This is a genomic window from Klebsiella sp. TF21-TM, assembly GCF_019753495.1.
Classification (GTDB): Bacteria; Pseudomonadota; Gammaproteobacteria; order Enterobacterales; family Enterobacteriaceae; genus Klebsiella; species Klebsiella quasipneumoniae.
In genome coordinates this window covers 53,272-75,964 of sequence record NZ_JAIJYL010000004.1, presented here as the reverse complement: position 1 = coordinate 75,964, position 22,693 = coordinate 53,272, and the positions used below count along the sequence as shown (strand labels likewise).

General features: G+C 59.8%; 20 protein-coding genes. 5 read left to right on the top strand and 15 right to left on the bottom strand.

Going from position 1 to position 22,693, the window contains the following annotated elements; genetic code table 11:
* Positions 1-2: 2 nt before the first annotated feature.
* Positions 3-1,061 (bottom strand): branched-chain amino acid ABC transporter substrate-binding protein, encoded by a 1,059-nt coding sequence (locus K5R89_RS05240; protein ID WP_075206763.1) that lies wholly within the window; start codon positions 1,059-1,061, stop codon positions 3-5.
* Between the two features lie 289 nt (positions 1,062-1,350).
* Here K5R89_RS05240 and K5R89_RS05235 point away from each other — a divergent pair, with 289 nt between their 5' ends.
* On the top strand, positions 1,351-1,497 hold the full coding sequence (locus tag K5R89_RS05235; protein WP_004225356.1) for a hypothetical protein: 147 nt from the start codon (positions 1,351-1,353) through the stop codon (positions 1,495-1,497).
* A gap of 51 nt (positions 1,498-1,548) precedes the next feature.
* On the opposite strand, the gene pflB is transcribed toward K5R89_RS05235, so the two are convergent.
* The 5 genes from pflB to tdcA form a co-directional block, all read right to left on the bottom strand.
* On the bottom strand, positions 1,549-3,843 hold the full coding sequence (gene pflB, locus K5R89_RS05230) for a formate C-acetyltransferase (protein ID WP_101989388.1): 2,295 nt from the start codon (positions 3,841-3,843) through the stop codon (positions 1,549-1,551).
* A gap of 28 nt (positions 3,844-3,871) precedes the next feature.
* On the bottom strand, positions 3,872-5,080 hold the full coding sequence (gene tdcD / locus K5R89_RS05225) for a propionate kinase (protein WP_050533790.1): 1,209 nt from the start codon (positions 5,078-5,080) through the stop codon (positions 3,872-3,874).
* A gap of 27 nt (positions 5,081-5,107) precedes the next feature.
* Positions 5,108-6,439: a threonine/serine transporter TdcC gene (tdcC, locus tag K5R89_RS05220; RefSeq protein ID WP_032453337.1), complete on the bottom strand. Its 1,332-nt coding sequence runs from the start codon at positions 6,437-6,439 to the stop codon at positions 5,108-5,110.
* A 25-nt stretch (positions 6,440-6,464) separates the two neighbouring features.
* Positions 6,465-7,454 (bottom strand): bifunctional threonine ammonia-lyase/L-serine ammonia-lyase TdcB, encoded by a 990-nt coding sequence (gene tdcB / locus K5R89_RS05215; protein ID WP_023290189.1) that lies wholly within the window; start codon positions 7,452-7,454, stop codon positions 6,465-6,467.
* Positions 7,455-7,547: 93 nt separating this feature from the next.
* The gene (gene tdcA, locus K5R89_RS05210) at positions 7,548-8,486 is read right to left on the bottom strand and encodes a transcriptional regulator TdcA (RefSeq protein WP_032453338.1); all 939 of its coding nucleotides are present in this window, start codon (positions 8,484-8,486) and stop codon (positions 7,548-7,550) included.
* A gap of 197 nt (positions 8,487-8,683) precedes the next feature.
* Between tdcA and K5R89_RS05205 the strand changes: the two genes are divergently transcribed.
* On the top strand, positions 8,684-8,806 hold the full coding sequence (locus tag K5R89_RS05205; RefSeq protein WP_032428907.1) for a hypothetical protein: 123 nt from the start codon (positions 8,684-8,686) through the stop codon (positions 8,804-8,806).
* 362 nt (positions 8,807-9,168) lie between these two features.
* Here the strand turns inward: K5R89_RS05205 and K5R89_RS05200 are convergent, their stop codons facing one another.
* From K5R89_RS05200 to K5R89_RS27355, 8 genes are all read right to left on the bottom strand, one after another.
* Positions 9,169-9,969 (bottom strand): phosphate/phosphite/phosphonate ABC transporter substrate-binding protein, encoded by an 801-nt coding sequence (locus tag K5R89_RS05200; RefSeq protein WP_217259216.1) that lies wholly within the window; start codon positions 9,967-9,969, stop codon positions 9,169-9,171.
* Positions 9,962-10,948, bottom strand: coding sequence for a fatty acid desaturase (locus K5R89_RS05195; RefSeq protein WP_217259215.1), 987 nt, complete (start codon positions 10,946-10,948; stop codon positions 9,962-9,964). Before K5R89_RS05195 ends, K5R89_RS05200 begins: the two co-directional genes overlap by 8 nt.
* 155 nt (positions 10,949-11,103) lie before the next feature.
* A complete protein-coding gene (locus K5R89_RS05190) occupies positions 11,104-11,961 on the bottom strand; it encodes a GIY-YIG nuclease family protein (RefSeq protein ID WP_102003157.1) in 858 nt (285 codons plus the stop codon).
* 449 nt (positions 11,962-12,410) lie between these two features.
* A complete protein-coding gene (locus K5R89_RS05185; protein ID WP_032453343.1) occupies positions 12,411-13,157 on the bottom strand; it encodes a proteasome-type protease in 747 nt (248 codons plus the stop codon).
* A 16-nt stretch (positions 13,158-13,173) separates the two neighbouring features.
* Positions 13,174-13,989, bottom strand: a complete 816-nt coding sequence (locus tag K5R89_RS05180) for a transglutaminase family protein (RefSeq protein ID WP_032453344.1) — start codon at positions 13,987-13,989, stop codon at positions 13,174-13,176.
* Positions 13,986-14,915 carry an alpha-E domain-containing protein gene (locus K5R89_RS05175; protein ID WP_217259214.1) on the bottom strand — a complete coding sequence of 310 codons (930 nt, stop codon included), beginning with the start codon at positions 14,913-14,915 and terminating at the stop codon, positions 13,986-13,988. The genes K5R89_RS05180 and K5R89_RS05175 overlap by 4 nt, the downstream gene beginning before the upstream one ends.
* Positions 14,909-16,348 carry a circularly permuted type 2 ATP-grasp protein gene (locus K5R89_RS05170; RefSeq protein ID WP_004180417.1) on the bottom strand — a complete coding sequence of 480 codons (1,440 nt, stop codon included), beginning with the start codon at positions 16,346-16,348 and terminating at the stop codon, positions 14,909-14,911. Before K5R89_RS05170 ends, K5R89_RS05175 begins: the two co-directional genes overlap by 7 nt.
* A 68-nt stretch (positions 16,349-16,416) precedes the next feature.
* Entirely contained in the window at positions 16,417-16,836 is a 420-nt protein-coding gene (locus tag K5R89_RS27355; RefSeq protein ID WP_254242803.1) for a hypothetical protein, read from the bottom strand.
* On the opposite strand from K5R89_RS27355, the gene K5R89_RS05160 reads away from it, so the two are divergent.
* Both K5R89_RS05160 and K5R89_RS05155 read left to right on the top strand, forming a co-directional pair.
* Positions 16,835-18,568 (top strand): alpha,alpha-trehalase, encoded by a 1,734-nt coding sequence (locus tag K5R89_RS05160; protein ID WP_023290200.1) that lies wholly within the window; start codon positions 16,835-16,837, stop codon positions 18,566-18,568. The genes K5R89_RS27355 and K5R89_RS05160 overlap by 2 nt on opposite strands.
* Positions 18,569-18,823: 255 nt before the next feature.
* Positions 18,824-20,944, top strand: a complete 2,121-nt coding sequence (locus K5R89_RS05155; protein WP_217259213.1) for a TonB-dependent siderophore receptor — start codon at positions 18,824-18,826, stop codon at positions 20,942-20,944.
* A 41-nt stretch (positions 20,945-20,985) separates the two neighbouring features.
* On the opposite strand, the gene emtA is transcribed toward K5R89_RS05155, so the two are convergent.
* Positions 20,986-21,597, bottom strand: coding sequence for a membrane-bound lytic murein transglycosylase EmtA (emtA, locus tag K5R89_RS05150; RefSeq protein WP_002910846.1), 612 nt, complete (start codon positions 21,595-21,597; stop codon positions 20,986-20,988).
* A 175-nt stretch (positions 21,598-21,772) separates the two neighbouring features.
* Here emtA and ldcA point away from each other — a divergent pair, with 175 nt between their 5' ends.
* Positions 21,773-22,687 carry a muramoyltetrapeptide carboxypeptidase gene (gene ldcA, locus K5R89_RS05145; RefSeq protein WP_044523947.1) on the top strand — a complete coding sequence of 305 codons (915 nt, stop codon included), beginning with the start codon at positions 21,773-21,775 and terminating at the stop codon, positions 22,685-22,687.
* Positions 22,688-22,693: the final 6 nt, after the last annotated feature.

The following is a 22,693-nucleotide window of genomic DNA, read 5'->3' as shown; positions in this document are numbered from 1 at the left end:
GATCAGAGCTGGTGATATTTGCCCTTGTCGTCCCACTGATAGACCACATAGTCCGACACCTTGAGGTCGCCTTTGCCATCCCAGCCTTTTTTGCCCATCACCGTCTCGACGTCGTGGCTCTTCAGCCAGTCGCTGGCTTTGGCGTTATCGGTGCCGACGGCGTTCCAGGCGGCGGCGATAGCCTGAATAGAGGCGTAGGCGTAGAGGGTATAGCCTTCCGGCTCAAAGCCGCTGGCGCGGAACTTCTCGATCACCGCTTTGCCTTCCGGGAGGGTGCGCGGGTCCTGACCAAAGGTCATCAGCACGCCGTTGGTGAACTGCGGCCCACCGGCGGCCGTCACCAGCTCCTCGGTGACAATACAGTCGCCGGAGAAGAATTTCGCCTGCACTCCCTGCTCGCGCATCTGGCGCACCAGCGGGCCCGCCTCAGGGTGGCAGCCGCCAAAATAGACCACGTCCGGCTTGAGGGCGCCGATCTTGGTCACCAGGGCGTTAAAGTCTTTTTCACCGCGGGAGAGGCCTTCGTACAACACTTCTTTGGTGCCCCGCTTCGCCAGCGCCGCGCGGGTGGCATCGGCCAGCCCCTGGCCATAGGTGTCTTTATCGTGGATGACGGCAATTTTCTTCGCCTTCAGCACGTCCAGCATATAGTTGGCGGCAATCGCCCCCTGCTGATCGTCGCGGCCGCACATGCGGAAGAGATCCTTCATGCCGCGCTCGGTGATCTGCGGATTGGTGGAGCCAGGGGTAATGGTCAGAATCCCGGCTTCGTCATACACCTCGGAGGCCGGCATCGTTGAGGAAGAGCAAAAGTGCCCCACCACGGCGGAGACTTTCGCTTCGTCCACCAGCCGGTTGGCCACCGCTACCGCCTGTTTCGGTTCGCACGCGTCATCCCCCTGCACCAGCACAATCTTTTCGCCTTTGATGCCGCCGGCGGCATTGATATCAGCCACCGCCTGCGAGGCCCCCTTCCAGTACTGGGCGCCGTAGGTGGCGTTGGGGCCGGTGAAGGGCCCGGCGACGCCGATCTTCACGTCAGCCTGGGCGTAAAAGGCCATGCTCATACAACCTGCTATCACAACATGAAGCGTCATTGTTTTCAGTTTCAAAGACATTCGGATATTCCTCAGCGATTTAGAGCCTGGCGTCATGGAATGACGCAGAAAATATCACTTACCGTGTGGTACCGACGCAGGCGCAGCGCCAGGACGGCCAGGGTGGAAGAAGCAAAAATCCCGCCAGGTAGAGAGATCGCGCCGGAGAGCGGACGCCCCGGTCGGTGCGCACGCGACGACAACCCGTGCCGCATCCGGCAAGGGCGCATTCCCTTTCAGGTCAGGAGATCGGTTGCCATCACGTGGCGAGCCGGACAACGCGGTATCCGTACCGGCCCGTGAGCTAAACATAGATGCAGTTAGCGGTCGCTGCGCGCCAGCGTGGTGCAAAAATGCGAATATGATCAACAGTGGTGATTATTTTGTTGCGGTAATGTGAAGATGATAACAGGAGAGCCCGTTAAGGGCTCCCCTGTGGCCCGGCGGCCGCTCAGAGCTGGCTGGTGAACGTTCGCGAGATCACATCCTGCTGCTGCTCGCGGGTTAGCGCGTTAAAGCGGACCGCATAGCCGGAGACGCGGATCGTCAGATTCGGATACTGCTCCGGATGTTCTATCGCATCGAGCAGCTTTTCCCGGTTCAGTACATTGACGTTGAGGTGCTGTCCCCCCTCCACCGTCTCCTCGTGATGGAAGTAGCCGTCCAGCAGCCCCACCAGGTTGTTTTCCTGCGTCGACGGCGCTTTGCCGAGGGCCGCCGGCACGATGGAGAAGGTGTACGAGATGCCATCTTTGGCGTAGGTAAACGGCAGTTTCGCCACCGAGGTCAGCGACGCCACCGCCCCTTTGCGGTCGCGGCCATGCATCGGATTGGCCCCCGGGGCGAACGGCGTCCCCGCCCGACGTCCGTCCGGCGTGTTGCCGGTTTTCTGCCCATACACCACGTTGGAGGTAATGGTCAGGATCGACTGGGTCGGCACCGCCTGGCGCCAGGTGGGCAGCGCCTGGATTTTGCGCATAAAGCGCTCCACCAGGTCACAGGCGATGGCATCGACGCGATCGTCGTTGTTGCCATATTGCGGATAATCCCCCTCAATGACAAAGTCCACCGCCAGCCCGTGATGGTCGCGCACCGGCTTCACCCGGGCGTACTTTATCGCCGACAGCGAATCCGCCGCCACCGACAGGCCGGCGATGCCGCAGGCCATCGTACGGTAGACGTCGCGGTCGTGCAGGGCCATCAGCGCCGCTTCGTAACTGTACTTATCATGCATGCAGTGGATGATGTTCAGCGCGCTGATGTACTGCACCGCCAGCCAGTCCATAAAGTGGTCGAGGCTGGCCATCACGCTGTCGTAGTCCAGCACCTCATCGCGCAGCGGCGCGGTTTTTGGCCCCACCTGGATCTTCAGTTTCTCATCCACCCCGCCGTTAATCGCGTAGAGCAGCGTTTTGGCGAGATTGGCGCGGGCGCCGAAGAACTGCATCTGCTTGCCGATCACCATTGGGCTGACGCAGCAGGCGATGGCGTAGTCGTCGCTGTGAAAATCGCTGCGCATCAGATCGTCGTTCTCATACTGCAGCGACGAGGTGGCGATAGAGACCCGGGCGGCGTATTTTTTAAACGCCACCGGCAGCGCCTGCGACCAGAGCACGGTCAGGTTCGGCTCCGGCGCCGGCCCCATGGTGTGCAGAGTATGCAGATAACGGAAGGTGGTTTTACTGACCAGGGTGCGGCCATCCAGCCCCATACCGCCCAGGACTTCCGTCGCCCAGATGGGATCCCCGGAGAACAGCGAGTCAAATTCCGGGGTACGCAGGAAACGCACCATGCGGATCTTCATGATGAAGTGGTCAATCAGCTCCTGGGCCTGCTCCTCATTGAGTAAACCGGCGCGCAGATCGCGGTCAATATAGATGTCAAGGAAGGTGGCCGTGCGTCCCAGCGACATGGCGCCGCCGTTCTGCGACTTCACCGCCGCCAGGTAGGCGAAGTAGAGCCACTGCACTGCCTCCCGGGCGGTGCGCGCCGGGTGGGAGATATCGCAGTCGTAACGGGCCGCCATCTCCTGCATCTGCTGCAGCGCGCGCCGCTGTTCGGCCAGCTCTTCGCGCAGGCGCAGGGTGGACTCCAGCGCCTCGCCGCGTTCAAGGGCCGGCTGCAGGTCGGCAAACTGCAGCTCACGTTCGCGGACCAGATAGCGAATGCCGTACAGCGCCACGCGGCGGTAATCGCCGATGATCCGTCCGCGACCGTAGCCGTCCGGCAGCCCGGTCAGCACCCCGGATTTACGGCAGCGCAGCATATCCGGGGAATAGACGTCAAATACGCCCTGATTGTGGGTCTTGCGCAGCGCCGTAAACTGATACTCAAAATCGGGGTCCATTTCGCGGCCATAGGCCTCGAAGGCGCTTTTGATCATATTGATGCCGCCAAAGGGATGCAGGGCGCGCTTCAGCGGCCGGTCCGTTTGCATGCCGACGATCTTTTCCAGCGGCTGGTTGATATAGCCCGCCGCGTGGGCGGTGATGCTGGTGGCGACATTGGTGTCGAAATCCACCGGCGCATGGGTGGCGTTCTCGACGCGGATCCCGGCCATCACCTGCTCCCAGAGGGCGGTGGTGGCCGGCGTCGCGTCGGCGAGGAAGGACTCGTCGCCCTCGTAAGGGGTGTAGTTATGCTGAATAAAGTCGCGAACGTTAATCTGCGTTTGCCACGCCGTACCGCGAAAGCCCTGCCAGGCGTCGGCGTATCGTGCGTCGTGGGTGTCGATATCTACTTTCATGAACATCGTCTCTCTACAGAATAAAAAATCAGGCCAGCGCCGCCGCGGTGTGGATCCGGCCTAAGCGGATCGCATCGAGGGCAATCATGCGCTCTTCATTGGTGGGGATAACCGCGCAGCGCACCCGGCTGCCGTCGGCGGAGATCAGGCGCTCGCCGGCCGAATTAGGCTGCTGGTTGCGGGCCGCGTCCATCTCAAGGCCAAAGACCGCCAGCCGCTCGCTCACCAGCCGACGGATCAGCACCGAGTTTTCGCCAATCCCGCCGGTGAAAATAATCCCGTCGAGACGCTGCAGCGCGGCGGCGTGGCCGGCGATATGGCGGACGATGCGATGGACGAAGGTTTTGATCGCCAGGCGGGCGCGGGCATGGCCCTCATGCCAGGCCTGCTCCAGTACCCGCAGGTCAGAGGAAAGGCCGGAGATCCCCAGCAGGCCGGAAGCGGTGTTGGCCACCCGCTCCAGGTCGCTGAGGGTCTGCCGGGTTTCCGCGGCAATCCACGCCATGGCGCCGAAGTCGACATCGCCGCTGCGGGTGCCCATCATCAGCCCCTCCAGGGGCGTCATCCCCATCGAGGTGTCCACGCTGCGGCCGTTGCGCACCGCGCAGATCGAGGCGCCATTGCCCAGGTGGGCGATCACCAGGCCGCTCTCCTGCTCCGGCAACCCGAGCAGCGCCAGGGCGCGCCGGGAGACATAGCGGTGGGAGGTGCCGTGGAAGCCATAGCGGCGCACCCCGAGGTTCTGGTAATACTCCCACGGCAGGCCATAGAGAAAGGCTTCCGGGGCCAGGGTCTGGTGAAAGCTGGTATCAAAGACCGCCACCTGCATGACCCCCGGGAACAGCCGCTGCGCCGAGGCGATGCCGCTAAGGCTGGCGTAGTTATGCAGCGGGGCCAGGGACGATACCTGGCGAATATTGTCGATAACCTCCTCGCTGATAATGACCGACTCGGTGAAGAGGTCGCCGCCGTGGGCGACGCGGTGGCCAATCAGGGCCACGCTGTCGATAAGATCGCGTTGGGCTAATGCCCCGGCAATCGCCTGCAGGGCGCCTTCGTAGCCGCGCGGCGCCAGCGCCACCGGCTCGCCGCCGTTGAGCGAGAGAGACGCCTGGTCCGCGTTGATGCCCTCGGCTACGCCGTTGAGCAGGCAGTCGCAGCTGGCGGCGTCCAGTACGGAAAATTTGATCGACGACGAGCCGCAGTTGATCACCAGCACTACCGGAAATTCAGTCATGTTGTACTCCGCGTGGCCTGAGCCGGATTAGAACAGTTTGTAAACGATATTGAGGATGGTCAGCAGACCAATGGCGGTCACAAAGAGGTTATCGAGACGGCCACGGTATTTGGCCAGCGAAGGCGCTTTACGAATGGCGTACATCGGCAGCAGGCACAGCAGCGAGGCGATAATGGGCGCGCCCATGGCCTCAATCAGGTCGAGGATATTGGGGTTGGCATAGGCCACCACCCAGGTCGAGCCCATGATGAACACCATGCTCAGGGTATTGAGCTTGCCGCTGGAGACCCGGGTTTTATCCCCTTTATAGCCGAAGCGCAGGATCAAACCGTTCAGCCCCTCGAGGGTGCCGAGATAGTGGCCGAAGAACGATTTGAAGATGGCCACCAGGGCGATGATCGACGCGCCATACTCCAGCAGGGTGGCAAAGGTGGATTTGGCGCCCGACATCGAGGCAAAGTGGTTCGCCAGATAGGAGAGCACCGGGATATTCTGCGCCTTGGCGTCCGCCATGTTCTGCGGCGAGAGGGTAAACAGGCAGCTGAAGGCGAAGAACATCACCACCGCCACCATCAGCATGCTGGCCCGGGAGATGATCTGCGAGCATTTGTGTTCGGTATACTCCCGGCCAAACTGCGCTTCATACTCTTCGCGTTTGGAGACCACAAACGAGGAGACGATCGGCGAGAAGTTAAAGGAGAACACCATAATGGAGATGCCCAGCCACACTGTCACCAGAATGCCGTCGTGACCGGTTAAGGCGATATCGCTGAGGTTCACCTGATCAATCACCGCGCTATTCCAGTAAGGGATCAGAGACAGGGAGATCACCACCAGGCTGGCGATAAACGGCCACACCAGATAGCTCATCACCTTGACCATCAGGTCTTTGCCAAACCAGATGACAAACGCCATCAGCAGCAGCAGGAGCAGCGCCACCACTCCGCGGTTGAGGGCCGGCATCTGCAGCTGGTTCTCCCAGAAGGTCATGAAGGTATTGGTGATCGTCACGCCATAAATCCACAGCAGCGGGCAGATGGCGAAGAAGTACAGAAAGGTGATCACCACCCCGCCGGTTTTGCCAAAATGCTCTTCCACCGTTTCGGTGATATTGCCGGAGGGGTTAGCCCCCGACAGGCACAGCCGCGCCAGCGCCCGGTGGCAATAGAAGGCGATGGGATAGGCCAGCACCAGCATCACCAGGATCGGGATCAGCCCGCCGAAGCCGGCGCGGATGGGGAAAAACAGCACCCCGGCGCCGATGGCGGTGCCAAACAGGCCCAGGGTCCAGGTGGTGTCGGATTTACGCCAGGACGAAAGGCTTGTCTGGCTGGATGCAATGCTCTCAGTCGTACTCATATCCTGTCCTCACTTATGTATTGAATTAAGCGTCAACAAAACCGGTAATTTGCGATACCCGCGAGAGATCGATATTGCCGCCGGAAATCAGGCTGACCGTTTTGCGGTTCTGGATATAACTGTCTAATTTGCCGCTTAATAACGCGGCGCAGGCCAACGCTCCGGCCCCTTCGGTGATCACTTTATTGCGCTGAATTAAGGCGACCATGCTCTGGCGAATGTCGTCCTCACTGACGAGGACGATGTCATCCACCAGCTGGCGGGCGATTTCATAGGTCAGTTTTCCCGGGCGGGCGACATCGCAGCCATCGGCTAAGGTGCCGGCGTGGCGATGGCTGGTGATCTCTCCAGCGTACCAGGAGGCGGCCATGCCGTGAACATTCTCCGACTGCACGCCGATAATGCGGATCGTCGGGTTAATGGATTTAATCGCAATCGCGATGCCGGCAATTAAGCCCCCGCCGCCAATCGGCACAATGACATTATCCACGTCATACAGATCTTCTAATATTTCGAGACCGATGGTGCCCTGCCCGGCAATAACCTGGGGATCGTCATAGGGGGGAATAAAGATACGGCCTTCAAGTTCAACAATATCGCTGGCTTTGGCGAGGGTATCGTTAAAATTATCGCCATGCAGCACCACCTCCGCCGAATAATCGCAGGTGGCGGCGACTTTCGATTTCGGCGCCCCTTTCGGCATCACCACTTTCCCGTCAATGCCGAGCATGGCGCAGGAGAGCGAGACGCCCTGGGCGTGGTTGCCCGCTGAGCAGGCCACCACCCCTTTGCGTTTTTCCGCTGCGGTTAAGCCGCAGAGCTTATTAAAGGCGCCGCGAATTTTAAATGAACCCGTGCGCTGCATATTTTCGAATTTAAGAAATATTTCACCCTTACAGCGTTCGCTAAAATAATTCGACCGCGGCATACCCGTTTTATATATTTTTCCTGCCAGGCGTTGCTTCGCTTCGAGAATATCGTCAATGGATACCGGAAGATCGTAGGTAATATGCATTATGGCCTCTGTATCTTAATATAAAGTCAATGACCGGGCGTCATCCTGCTGACAACAGCGAGGATGGTTGTTGGATTATTTAATCAATATCAGTCAGGCAATTTCTATTGGCTGCCAGTGGCGGTTGCCCTGCCCCGATGAATACTGTTTCGCCATCTCCACCAGCGACGCCGCCGCGGTTTTCAGCCGATAATTTTTCGACCACACCGCCGCATAGCGCGCCACCGGCAAGGCCTCTTTAATGGGGATGGTGACAAACTGGCTCGAGCCGAACGGCGTGGTCATGTCGCAGGGAATGACCGTCAAAAAATCGGCATTGAGCACCAGGTTATAGATCGTCACCACCGAATCGGTATTGACGATATTTTCACGGCGGATGCCGCTGCGCTGCAGGGTGGTCAGCAGTTCGCTGTAGTAGCCCATATTGGTCTCCGGCAGCACCCACTGCTCGTGCTGGAGCGAGGCCAGGCGGACGGTGCCGTTGCCGATCCGCGCCCGGTTCGCCACCAGCACAAACTCAGACTCAAACAGCGGCTCGACGTGCAGGTCCTGCAGCTTCATCTCATCGCTCAGCGTCCCGATGGCGAAGTCGAGGCGCCCGTCGCGGATCGCCGGCAAGAAGGCAGAGAGCTGCGCCTCATACATCGATACCCGCGCCTTGGGGAAGGTCATTTTGAACTGATGCACCATCTCCGACATAAAGGTAAACCCCACCAGCGAGGGAAAACCAAAGGAGACATCCACCACCGTGCTGTTGGTCAACGCATTCATTTCATTGACCATATTTTTCATTTCCCGGGTGATCGCCTCTGACCAGTTCAGAAATACCTGCCCGGCCTCGGTGAGCGAGACGCCGGTATTTCGCCGGACGATTAATTCGCTGCCAAAATAGCTTTCCATGTCGCCAATGATTTTACTGACCGCCGGCTGTGTGAGTCCTAACGCTTTTGCTCCGGCCCCGATAGACCCGCTGCGGATCACTTCCTGGAAAACCACCAGATGCTGAGTTTTAGGCAGAGAAAAAGTATTCATCACGTCTCGCTTTCATTCCTTTGTTGACGGCGGAAAGTGTAACAAATCGCGATTAGCGGGTTATGTGAGAGCTCTCACAAAGGCTCCGCCGTGGCCGATTAGCAGGATTCACCATCCGGAATAATCCATTTAAAATCAATTCATTAAAATCATTACGAACGTTGTTTGCGCGTTTTTTGTCGTAACCGAATGCGGGGATAAAAATAATTGATGGCGATAACATCGACGGTAAAATGGCGATAAAAAATACGCTTTTCGTACGCTATTTGACCCGCGCCGTCAGGGCGATAAAAAAGGTGAAAATTAAATTAATGCTGTAAAGAATAAACAGCGGACGTAATCAACGCCATTATTTAACGACAAGTCGGTTTGGCATCACATTTTATCGGCGGCGGGCGGGAAAAAGGCGCAGGCATTATTTACATCAAAGAAACATTAAATTCACAATCTTGTTTTTCTTATGCGGCGGAGGGGGTGACTTTTTCCGCCATATCGCAGGCGGTCATACTTTGATTAAAATCAACCCTGGCAATTTATCTTTTGCGGCGCCTGGCAGGCAGTCATTTGTGTTGCCGATCACAAATCTTCAAAACAGTTAATTAAACGCGCCTGTTGCTCGCTCTGACACGGAGGTGGTACACCGCAGCCGACTCGCCAACGACGGTAAACCGGACCGTCTCCCTTATAACTGACTGACCCCCAGCGCCGCGGCCTCATCCCGCCACGCCAGCAGCGGAGCATAGGCCTCCCGCGACATATCGCTATAGCCGCAGATCAGCAAGGCGTCGCACAGGGGACGATAGCGCACATCGCTCACCAGCTGCTGGAGCGCCTCGCGCAGGCTGTTCAGCGTCGCCGCCGGGGTGGCGCTGGCGGTGATCAGCGGCAGCCCTGGCGCGGCCGGGCTCCAGCCGATCGCCGCCAGGCCTGCCAGGGCCTGCGGCTGATGGCGCTGCAGCAGAGCGTAGGTCACGCAGTCGATGGCGGCGATATCGGCGTTTTCCTGCTGCAGCTCGCGCAGCGACTGCCGATGGCTGCCGCTGAACACCACCGCCGAAAAAAATCGCCCCTGCCGGGAGAGCGGCGCGACCATTTTGCGCAGCACGTTGTAGCCAGACTGCGAGTGCTCGGCATTGCACACCGCGCGGCGGCCAAAAAAGTCCGCCAGCATCCGGTGACTATCCGCTTCGCGAACCACCAGCAGGCTGCGGTAGCGGCGCCCCTCGCAACCGGGCGCGGCGTAGTGGAAGCAGCCCACCGTCTGCACCTCCGGCAGCTGGGTCACCAGCGGATAGCCACAGGTCTGGCTCAGCAACAGCCCCGGCTGGCGCCAGTGGGCCAGCAGATCCTCGGGATCGGCCGCCGGAGGGTCCCCCGCCACCCTCACGCCGCGTTCAGCCAGCAGCGACTGCACCGCCAGCCACAGGGCCTGGGTCTGTTGTCGGTGGATGGCATACATGGGAAAGGTCATACGTTCAGCCATGTTCTCCTCCCGCCTGCGCCTGTTCGCCAAAGCCTGGATGGGCGTTCACCGCCACCGCCCGGCGGCTAAAATGGCGTCGCCACTCACCGTACCCGCGCACCAGGAACCCCTGATTACGCTGCAGATAAGCCGTCTGGCGATGCAGATACAGCCGACGTAAAGCGTACCAGGGGACCCCTGGCAGGTCATGATGTACCGCATGGTAGTTGAGATTGAGGAACAGCACCCGCCAGGGGAGCCCGGCCTCGTTGATCACCGAGCGGGCCAGCGGGTCATCCGCGGCCCGGTGTTCGAGAAAAGAGCGCACTTTGGTCAGGGCCAGCGCCGGGTAGCTCACCGCCAGCACAAACCACAGCGGGGAAAAACCCTGCGCCGCCATCCAGGCCAGCAGACCCGTCAACAGAAACAGATGCAGGCTCCACATGGCGATGGCGCGGCGGTCGCCCGCGCGGAAAGCCCGCAGCGCGCTACGCAGGGTGTGAACGATATCCATCAGCGGCGCCAGCAGCAGACGCCCCCAGAAGGTATTGCGCAGGTGGATAAGGCGGCGCTGCCAGGCAGAGAAGCGCTGCCAGCTTTCCGCCGTCACATAGTACGACTCGGGGTCGTCCTCGGGGTGCGTCAGCAGATGGTTGCGATGGTGCGCCAGATGGCTGTCGCGGTAGACGCCGTAGGGATACCAGACCGCCAGCGGCAGCGTCCCCAGCAGCTGGTTGAACCATACCAGCCGGGTGGGATGCCCGTGGATCAGCTCATGCTGTAAGGACATATACCAGGCGGTAAACCAGATTAGCAGCAGCGTGGCCGGAAACAGTCCCAGCGTCCGCCAGCTCGTCACGCAGGCAAACCAGCCGCCGTATACCGTCACAATCAGCAGCCAGGTCGGCAGCTCGCTGCGCCACAGCCAGCTGCGCGCCAGCTGGCGGATCAGGATGCGCTGTTGGTCATCCACATAGACAGCCGTCTTCTTTTCCGTCACTTCCCATACCTTGCCGTGTTGCCTCATTCCCTCCGAAGATGTGAGATAACACGTTAAATAACAAAGTATTTAATTTACTTAGCTTTGCCAAAAAGCGCGTTTGCGTTCCGCATGAATCAGAGAATGCCGTCGATGGCGCAACGGGTCGATGGCGTTCACATAGCGTCGGTTTCTCGCTGCTGATGTATTTGTAAATGGTAGAAGATCTCTTCGACCGCCCTCCGGTTATGATACTTTGCCTGAAGACTATAATCGTATTGTGTTAATGCGCGGTCCCAGTACGTGGCAACGGCCAGCTGAACTTCCGGGAACGACAGTAACTGAAGACACTCTTCAAACTCACCCTCAAACCAGATTTGCTGCGCGTGTGATAAGGCTGTTTTATAAATTGGTTTTTCAATCCCTCCTTTATGGTCGGTAACCCAGCGAAGAATATCTGGAAAGTCCAGAATAAGCTCATCGACTAACAACATATGAATTTGGCAATCGCGAGACCGCGTTGAATAAGCAACTTCGTGACTGTGGATACTAAGCGTAAAATACCGGGACCATCCGCTATGCGACCCTGGGAACAGACTAAACACCCAAACCCCCTCTTTATGTCGCCATTTTTCACAACCGGCGACGGTGAATAGTTTTACAAGGTAATCTCTCAGCCCTTGATGATGAAAAAGTCGGTCAATTTTAGGTTTAGTCGTCAACGGTTGTTGATCAAGGCTGGCAAGATGATGGGCTGCCAGTTCAGGCGTAACATTAAATAGCTCTTTCTGATTTGCAATAGTGCGCACGCGCGAATCGCGAAAAAGATAGTGCAACCAGGTTTCGACATTATGCCAGTCAGGAACGCTACGATAGTCCGCTATTCGCCATGGAGCATAAAAACAATAGGGTGGCTGGGTGTTAATCTCCTTACATCGTTTCTCTGGCAAATAATCCGTGCCACCGATTTTAATATACGGTGTTTTATCTGATACCAGTATATATACGTAGCCATACGAATTTTCATTTTTCATATTGCCTCCTGCAACATATTCTCCTCAGTTACAACAGAATACGATATGGCATGAATGCTTTAATTATTCCGGTATCACATATTTGTTATTACGTTTCACCAAATCTGCGTTTCGGTTGTATATCACGTTTCATTCGCGGGTTGAGCTCCTGTTGGCCCTCGCACCACAATTAAATTGCAGAGAACCTCGCCAAACGCGCAACGTAGTCAGATACAACGCAGGAAAATGCTTATCACAGCCCGGAAGGCCGGACAAGAACAGCGGCGTCGCTTTTGTGCCGGGCGGCGCCTGCGCCTTGCCCGGCCTACGATCCGTGCGGCCTGTCGTTAATTTATTTACCGCTGTTGCTGAAACTGTACCGCCAGGTCGGGAGCGGATAAGAGGATACTTAAGGACTCCAGCGCCTTATCCGCCTTCGCGCCGGCGTGGCCGGCGGAGCGGCGCAGAGACTACTCCTCTTCCCGCTCCGCTGGGGTCCAGGTCGGCAGGGTCCGGAAGGTGTGCAACAGCCCTTCCGACCACGCCTTGCGGATGCGGTTGAAGTAAGGATCGCTGTCGGTGATGCGATGCTGCCCGGCGCTGCTCAGGCTGCCGCTGCGGTAGAGCAGCGTATCCAGCGGCAGACCGACGGACAGATTACTGCGCAGCGTCGAGTCAATGGAGATCAACGCGCAGCACATCGCCTGCTCCAGCGGCGTATCGATGGTCAGCACCCGATCGATGATCGGCTTGCCGTACTTGCTTTCGCCAATCTGGAAATAAGGCGTGTCGCGGGTGGCTTCAATAAAGTTGCCCTCCGGATAAATATGGAACAGACGATGGGTTTCGCCGGCGATCTGGCCGCCAAGCAGCAGGTTGCAGTTGAAGTTGGTGTTACTGCAGTTTTGCTGGTTGCTGCTGTCGCGCTGGATCACCTCCAGCAGCGTTTTCCCGATCAGCATGGCGGCGTCGTAGAGGGAAGTCACCTGCATCAGGTTCGGCTCCTGCTGGGTACGGATCCGCGCGCTGAGCAGGCTTATCACGCTCTGGGTGGTGGCCAGGTTGCCGGCGGATTGCAGCACCAGCACCCGTTCCCCTTCCTGATGGAAAACGTGCAGCTTTTTAAAAGTGGCAATATGGTCGACGCCCGCGTTGGTGCGGGAGTCGGAAGCAAACACCAGTCCATCCGCCAGGCACATGGCCACACAGTAGGTCATTGCGGTTATTCCCGTATTATTGCTGCTGCGCCTGCTGGCTGTGTTCGCGCACTTCAGCGTTGGTTAACATAATCTCCCCGCCGCCGCCCAACCGGGTGCCCCGTACCGGGCAGGCGTCGAGATAATCCAGCCCGGTCGCCAGCCGCAGATGCTGATTCAGACGACGGGTATTATTGGTGATATCAAACGACAGCCAGCGGCCGTCGAGCCACACTTCCGCCCAGGCATGCATCGCCACATGCTGGGCGTTATCGCTGTAGACATAGCCGCTGACGTAGCGCGCCGGGATATCCAGCGCCCGGCAGCAGGCGAGAAAAACATGGGTATGATCCTGGCACACTCCCTTCGCCCGGGCGAAGGCGTCGGCAGCGGAGTCCTGCACCTGGGTCGCGCCGGGGGAGTATGGCATTCTTAACAGCAGATCCGCCATCAGTTGATTCAAACTCTCTTCCGCCGCATCGGGACGATAGAGGCGCTGGGCAAACTCGCGGATCGCCGTATCGGCGCGGGTCAGCGGCGTAGAGCGCAGAAAAACCAGCGGCGACAGCAGTTCGGCCTCTTCATCACGCGTCTCTTCCCCCTCGTCGGCAATATCGACAATCCCGCTGGCGCGGATGGTGATCTCTTTGTGCGGGTTATCCAGCGTCAGCACATGCAGCACATTGCCCCAACCGTCGGTGGTGGTCACCGCCGCGCCGTCCGGCAGGGTCAGCGTCCAGGCGGTGATGGTCTGCCGTCCGGTGCTGCGCGGCGTCAGGCGCAGATACTGGGTGGAAAACTTCACTTCTTCATCGTAGCCGTAGCGGGTGAGATGATCGATGACCAGTTTCATAAGGCCTCCAGATAGGTTTGTCTGATGCTGTCAGACAGGGCGTTAATTCTCGCCAGCAGTCCGTTAAGCGTGGTCTGCAGGTCCGCCTGCGCCAGGTCGTCACGGGTGCTGAAGCGCAGGTCAACGTTGAGCTGATGGGCGAGGCGCAGCGGCTGATAGGAGCGATCGTTGGCGATCTTCTCCAGTTCGCCCACCAGGTCGGCAATGCTGGCGCGCAGCGAACGTGGAATATCGTTACGCAGGATCAGCAGCTCCATCACCGTTTCGCGACTGATCGGCTGGCGGTAGAGGCTGTTGTATGCTTCGCGGGCGCTGACCGCATTGAGCAGGGTATCCAGCCGGTAGTATTCGCGCACCGGGTCCGGATCGTTGGTCAGCTGTTGATCCTTAATCAGCAGCAGCTGGGTGGTGGCGAACGCACGCTCGATCAGCGTGCCGATACCGATAAAGCTCAGGGCGTCGTTGCGCAGCAGCGTGCCAATCACCGCCCCGCGAAACAGATGCACCCGCTCTTTCACCCACTCGAAAAAGCCGTCGCTCCCCAGCTCGCCCAGCCCCTGCTGGCGGAGGGTTCGCAGCTCGATGCGGGTGGCATTGATGCTCTCCCACACTTCGGCCGACAGACTGCCGCGCACCGCGTGCGCGTTGTTCCACGCCATCTCCACGCAGCTGTAAATACTGCAGGGGTTGTTGCCATCGAGGGCAAAAAAGTTGAGCAGATTGCTCATGGTAAAGCGGGCGTGGCGCGCCTGAAACAGCTCGTGGGTCATCGACAAATTTAGCGGCAGCGCCAGATCCCGCGACTGCTGACTGTGGCGGGGGATCATTGATAATTTCCAGGTCACGTCCAGCACCCGGGCGTAGCTCTCCGCCCGCTCAAGATAGCGGGCCATCCAGAACAGTTCACTCGCCGTACGACTTAGCATGATGCGTCATCCTCCATCACCCAGGTATCCTTGGTTCCGCCGCCCTGCGACGAGTTGACCACCAGCGACCCTTCGGTCAGCGCCACGCGGGTCAGGCCGCCAGGCACCAGCCGCATCTCCTGCCCGGACAGCACGTAGGGGCGTAAATCGATATGCCGCGGCGACAGCCCTTCATCAACGAAGGTCGGGCAGGTCGACAGCGCGAGGGTGTCCTGGGCGATATAGTTGGCCGGATTGGCCAGCAGGCGCTGGCGGAAGGCCTCCCGCTCCTCTTTGGTGGAACGCGGGCCGACCAGCATGCCGTAGCCCCCGGCGCCATGGACCTCCTTGACCACCATCAGCTCCAGATTGCTCAGCACGTAGCGCAGGTCCTCCGCTTTCCGGCACTGCCAGGTGGGGATATTGCTGAGGATCGGCTGTTCGCCGAGGTAAAAGCGGATCATCTCCGGGACGTACGGATAGATCGATTTGTCGTCGGCCACCCCGGTGCCGATGGCGTTGGCCAGCACCACGCCGCCGGCGCGATAAACGGACAGCAGCCCCGGTACGCCGAGCATCGAATCGGCGCGGAAGGCCAGCGGGTCGAGCCAGGCGTCATCGATGCGGCGATAAATCACATCCACCCGCCGCGGCCCCTCGGTGGTGCGCATATACACCGCGCCGTTTTTAATAAACAGGTCGGCGCTTTCCACCAGCTCGACCCCCATCTGCTGCGCCAGGAAGCTGTGCTCGAAGTAGGCGCTGTTGAAGCGACCCGGCGTCATCACCACGACGCAGGGATCATCCACCAGCGAACTTTCGCGCAGGGTCTGCAGGAGGTAGCTCGGGTAGCGCTCCACCGGCGCAATGTGATGCTGCTCGAACATCTCCGGATAGAGGCGCATCATCATCTTACGGTTTTCGAGCATGTAGGAGACACCGGACGGCGTGCGCAGATTATCCTCCAGCACGTAGTACTGACCGTCGTTATTGCGCACCATATCGACGCCGGTGATATGGGCATAGGTGTTGTTTGGCAGGTTGATGCCCTGCATGCACGGCTGATACTGCTCGTTGGCCAGCACCTGTTCGGCCGGGATCAGCCCCGCACGCAGGATATTCTGCTCATGATAGATGTCATAGAGGAAAGCGTTCAGCGCTTTCACCCGCTGGCGTATACCGCGGTCAATGCGCTGCCACTCCCCGGCGGGGATGATCCGCGGCACGCTGTCAAACGGGATCAGCCGCTCGGTCCCTTCATCCTCGCCGTAAACGTTAAAAGTGATGCCGATACGGTGAAAGAGCAGTTCCGCTTGCGCTTTTTTCTGCCGGATAGAGAATTGATCGGTGTTGCGAAACCATTGCCACCAGGCATTATAGTGCGGCCGCTGTTCACCCTGGGCGGTCAGCATCTCGTCATAATAATGCCCGTCAGGAAGCGTTATTTTTATCATGGCCGTCTCCTCCGGTTGTACTCACTTTGTGGTAATCCCGGTAAGAGATAAGCATTAATTATGCCAGGTCATCCGCCGCCGCGGCGTTGTGCAAATCGGTTCTGACCCGCCGTCTGATTGTGCAAAAAATCGCCACAATGGCCGCCTGCGCCCGGCTGCGGTTGCACCGTCGTGAGGCAGGGCGACGATTTTTGCGCCATGGTGGACGCCAGCGCCGTCAGCCAGTGTGCCGCAGGCCGGGCCTCATAGCCCTTCTCGATCCGTTGGTATTCGCCGCCGGCGCGCCGTGGCCAGTGGCCCGGGCGCGTTGGCTTGTCTGTAAGACTAATCGCGTTGCCGGCGGTTGTAGCAGAAAACCAGGCAGGTAAATCCTCTGTTTTCGCGCAAAATGTTACCCCTGACACGCGCAGCGGCAGATATTCGTCTAAGGTTTTTGGATGGCCAAACGTCGTGGCCCGCAGTCGATAATGATAAGGAGAACTCCCCATGACGAGTACTGATGCACATCGTCCCGCTGCTTTGCCCTGTTCCCTGCGCCTGGCGATCGGCGGCGCCCTGCTCGCCCTGATGAGCCTGAATGTCCAGGCGGAAGACGGCAAAACCGCGCCGCCACCCTCGCCGGATATTCTGCTGGGCCCGTTGTTCAATGATGTCCAGAGCGCAAAGCTCTTTGCCGATCAAAAAACCTTCGCCGACGCGATCCCTAACAGCGATCCGCTGATGATCCTTGCCGATTACCGGATGCAAAAAAACCAGGCCAGCTTCGACCTGCGCCACTTCGTCGAGCTGAACTTCACGCTGCCGAAAGAGAACGACACCTATGTGCCGCCCAAAGGGCAAACCCTGCGTCAGCATATCGACGGCCTGTGGCCGGTCCTGACCCGCAGCACCGTCGAGGTGGAAAAGTGGGACTCGCTGCTGCCGCTGCCTAAGCCCTACGTGGTCCCCGGAGGACGCTTTCGCGAAGTCTATTACTGGGACAGCTATTTCACCATGCTGGGTCTTGCCGAAAGCGGTCACTGGGATAAAGTCGAAGATATGGTCGCCAACTTCGCCGCGGAAATTGACACCTGGGGCCATATCCCCAACGGTAACCGCACCTATTACCTCAGCCGTTCGCAGCCCCCCTTCTTCTCCTTTATGGTAAGCCTGCTGGCGACGCACGATGGCGACCAGGTGCTGAAAACCTACCAGCCGCAGCTGGAGAAAGAGTATCGCTACTGGATGGCCGGGGCGGACGCGCTGGCTCCCGGCAGCGCCGACAAACGGGCGGTGCGGATGGCCGATGGCGCGCTGCTCAACCGCTACTGGGACGATAACGACACCCCACGCCCCGAGTCCTGGCTTGACGACGTCAAAACCGCCAAAAGCAACCCGAATCGTCCGGCCACCGAGATCTATCGCGACCTGCGCTCCGCCGCCGCTTCCGGCTGGGATTTCAGCTCCCGCTGGATGGACAATCCGCAGCAGCTTGCCACCATTCGCACCACCTCGATTGTCCCGGTCGATCTCAATGCCCTGATGTTCCATCTGGAGAAAACCCTCGCCCGCGCCAGTAAAGCTGCGGGGGACAGCGCCGGCGCTACGCGGTACGATGCGCTGGCCAACACCCGCCAGCAGGCTATCGAGAAATACCTGTGGAATGAAAAAGAGGGGTGGTACGCCGATTACGATCTGAAAAGCCACAAGGTGCGCAATCAGCTGACCGCCGCGGCGCTGTTCCCGCTGTACGTCAATGCCGCGTCACGCGAGCGGGCGACGAAAGTGGCGGCGGCCGCCGAGTCGCGGCTGCTCAAACCCGGCGGGCTGACCACCACCACCGTCAACAGCGGCCAGCAGTGGGACGCCCCCAACGGCTGGGCGCCGCTGCAGTGGGTGGCCGTCGAGGGGCTGCAAAACTATGGCCAGCAGAAGATCGCCATGGAGGTCAGCTGGCGTTTCCTGACCAACGTGCAGCATACCTATGACAGCAAACAAAAGCTGGTGGAGAAGTATGATGTGAGTTCGACCGGCACCGGCGGCGGCGGTGGGGAATATCCACTGCAGGACGGTTTTGGCTGGACCAACGGCGTCACCCTTAAGATGCTGGACCTGATCTGCCCGCAGGAGAAACCCTGCGATGCGCTGCCCGCCACCCGTCCGGCGACAACGCCTTCACTACAGGACAAACCCGCCGCTAACGACCCCGCCCCTGCGGCACCGCAAAAGACCGGCTCCTGACGCTGTTCCGCTTCCCCCTACCAAAATCGGTAGGGGTGAAGCGGTCTCCCTGGTCACGACCCTCCCGCGCAGGCCCATTCCGCGGCTCGCGGGAAACACTTCTCCACCCCCTCGCGCTGAACAGGTCACCTTTTCGCTTGATTGCACAAATACAAACAATAATAATTCGCATTACTTTTTAACGAATAATGACAGATTCGTTTTTCCCGCGGCGGCGTACAGGAGTACCAGACCGCGCTGGTTCAGGATGATCTTATGAACGTGGCTATTTCTCGAAAACGCCCGGGGCTACTGTACGCCCTCGCGGTCGCACTTCCCTTCACCGCGCAGGCCGAAGAGACGGTGGTGGTGACGGCCAGCCCGCCGGCGTCTGCCAGCGCGCCGACTGAAGGCTATAGCGCCAGCACCTCGCTCGGGGCGACGAAAACCGACCAGCCGTTAATCACCACCGCCCAGTCGGTGTCGGTTGTCACCCGCCAGCAGATGGCGGATCAGGGGGCGAATACCATCAGCCAGGCGCTGGAATATACCCCAGGGGTCTACTCCAGCTTCGGCGGCGGCGCCACCCGGTTTGACGCTATCTCCCTGCGCGGCTACCACGGCGGCGACGTCGATAACCTGTTCCTCGACGGCATGCGCCTGATGAGCGACGGCGGCAGCCATAACGTTGTGCAGATCGACCCATGGTTTATCGAACGCGTCGATGTGATCCGCGGCCCCTCCTCCGCGCTCTACGGGCAAAGCGTGCCGGGCGGCGTGGTCAACCTGACCTCCAAGCGCCCGCAGTTCAGTCAGCAGGGCCACGTCCGCCTGACTGGCGGAACGCAAAATACCAAAGGCGCGGCCTTCGATTACACCGACGCCATCAATGAGCAGTGGGCATGGCGGCTGATCGGTATGACCCGCAGCAGCGACACGCAGTATGACCATACCCGCGAAGAGCGCTACGCCATTTCGCCTTCCCTGCTGTGGCAGCCGGACAGCGACACCTCGCTGCTGCTGCGCGCCTATCTGCAAAAAGATCCTTCCGGCGGCTATCATGGCTCTTTGCCGCTGGACGGCACCCGCTACGCGCACAATGGCCGTAAGCTCTCCACCAGCACCAACGAGGGCGATCCGGGAGATGGCTATCAGCGCCGCCAGCAGATCTACAGCTATGAGTTTGACCACCAGTTCACCGACGTCTGGTCGGTCTATTCCGCCGGGAGCTACACCCACACCAACGTCTCCCTCGATCAGGTCTACCAGGTCGGCTGGATAGATGACAGCGATAGGCTGGCCCGCGGCTACAGCGGCTCGCGCGGTTCGCTGGACGGCTGGTCAACCGATAACCGCCTGCGCGCCGATTTCAACACTGGCGATCTGGCGCATACCCTGATCCTCGGCGCCGAATATCATCGCTTCCGCAACGATCTGTGGACCGGCGCCGGCGGCGCGGCGCCGCTTAACCCGTTTACCGGCTATACCGCCCAGACCGGGCATACCGTGACCTACAGCGATGACAATAATCGCCGCTATTACCAGACCGGGCTGTATCTGCAGGATGAGATGGTCTGGGAGCGCTGGCATATGGATGTTTCCGCCCGCTATGACCGCATCGTTTCCCAGCAGGTCAGCGACACCCAGGGCACCTCGAACCGCCGTTCAGACGACCATATCAGCGGCCGCGCCTCGCTGTTGTACGCTCTGGACAACGGGCTTTCACCCTATCTGAGCTACAGTCAGGCGATTACCCCGGCGATGCTGCCCGGCGCGGATGGCAAACCATTGAAACCGACCACCGCCGAACAGTTTGAAGCCGGCCTGAAGTTCCAGCCGCCGGGCAGCAGCGACCTCTACAGCATCGCGATTTACGACCTGACGCAAAAGGATGTCGCCACCCGCGACCCGAACATCGCCACCGCCACCTATATTCCTGCGGGGAAAGTGCATTCCCAGGGCGTCGAACTGGAAGCGCACCATCAGATCACGCCGCAGCTGAGCACTATCGCCTCGTATACCTGGAATCGTCTGCGCTTCCAGGACACTAAGGACGGTACCGACAACAACACGCCGCAGCTGACCCCGGATCAGATGGCCTCCTTCTGGGCGCGCTATCAGTTCCCGGCGGGGATCTCGGTGGGCGCCGGCGTCCGCTACATCGGCAAACAGTGGGCGGATGATGCCAACACCGCGCGGCTGCCGTCGGTGACGTTGATGGACGCCATGATGCGGGCCGACCTCGGCGTCTGGTCGCCGGGGCTGAAAGGCGCTTATGTGCAGGTTAACGCCAACAATATCGGCAATCGTGAATACGTTTCCGGCTGCTACGGCACCGGCAACTGCTACTGGGGAGCAGAGCGCAGCGTGATGGCGACCGTCGGCTACGATTTCTGAGGACGTGGCCTCCGGGAGACTCCCGGAGGCCAAACGAGGGATTACATGGCATCCAGCGCTTTCTGCAGCTTCCAGATATAGCGCGGCGCCTGCGGAGCCGGGTGTTTTTTCACCACATGCTCGAAGAACTCATCGGCGTCGAGATCGTTAATCTCCTCGATGGCGTCCTGCCGGTTTGACGAGAAGGTGCGCAGCAGCGCGCCCGCGCCGTTGGCGTAGGAGACCACCACCGCATAGCGCATCACCTGCGGGTCTTTGATCCCCGCCAGCGGGCCGTTTTCCAGAATGCTCAGATAGGCGGCCCCCATCGAGATATTCCGTTCCGGGTTTTTCAGCTCACTGACCGACGGCTCGCCGCGCCAGCCCATCCGCCGATAGACATCGCGTCCGGAGGTCGACGGCTTAAGCTGCATCAGCCCGACGGCGCCGGATTTACTCACTACCGCAGGGTTACCGCCCGACTCGATGGCGATGATCGCCGTGATCAGCTGCGGATCCACGCCCCAGGCGGCGCCGGCTTTTTCACTGATCGGCATCCACTGCATCGCCCGCTTCACCGGGACCTCGGGGTTCCACGGCGGATTGGTGTAATCATGTTTCGAACTACAACCGGCCAGAAAAACGACTAAAATAAGCAACCATCTCAATTTCACACATCTATCCTTATCTACCCAAACGCCATCATGCTGCAGAACGACGGCAGCGGTACGACCCCCGCCCGCCGACAGCCAGAAGGATGACGGGTGCGGATTGAAGTTAGCCACCTGGAGATGACAATCGCCATTCCAGGCGGCATCATAACCCTTTCATTCATAGCAAGGAATTATCATGTCTCAGTTTTATCTGGTCGCGCCATCCGGTTATTGCATCAACCAGCAGGCGGCGGCCCGCGGCGTCGAGCGTCTGCAGCAGGCCGGACACGAGGTGGCCCACCAGCAGGTCATTCCCCGCCGGCTGCAGCGTTTCGCCGGGACTGAACATGAACGGCTGGCCGATATTAACCAGCTTGCCCAGCTGCCCGGGCGCAACCGGATCGTCCTCGCGGTGCGCGGCGGCTACGGCGCCAGTCGTCTGCTGCCGCATATCGACTGGCAGGGGCTGATTGCCCGCCAGCAGCGCGACCCGCTGCTGATTTGCGGCCACAGCGATTTCACCGCCATCCAATCGGGCCTGCTGGCCCTGGGCAATGTCGTCACCTTCAGCGGGCCGATGCTCGCGGGCAACTTCGGCGCGGAGACCCTCGATCCGTTTACCGAACACCATTTCTGGCAGGCGCTGCGCCAGCCGGAATTCACCCTCGAATGGCCGGGCGAAGGGCCGAACTGCCGGGTGGAAGGCACCCTGTGGGGCGGGAATCTGGCGATGCTGACCTCGCTTATCGGCACCCCGTGGCTGCCGGCGATCCGCGACGGCATCCTGGTGGTGGAGGATATCAATGAGCACCCGTTCCGCGTCGAACGCATGCTGCTTCAGCTGTTGCACAGCGGCGTACTGGCGGCGCAGAAGGCGGTGATCTTCGGCAGCTTCACCGGCGGCACGCCGAACGACTATGACGCGGGATACGACCTGCCGCAGGTCTTTGATTACCTGCGCCAGCAGCTCTCTGTACCGATGATTAGCGGACTGGAGTTTGGTCACGAGCAGCGCACGGTGACCCTGCCGCTGGGGGCGCGCGCGCGGCTGGTGAATCAGGCGGCGGCCACCACCCTGACAATCAGCGGCCACCCGGTGCTGGCAGAATAAATTTGT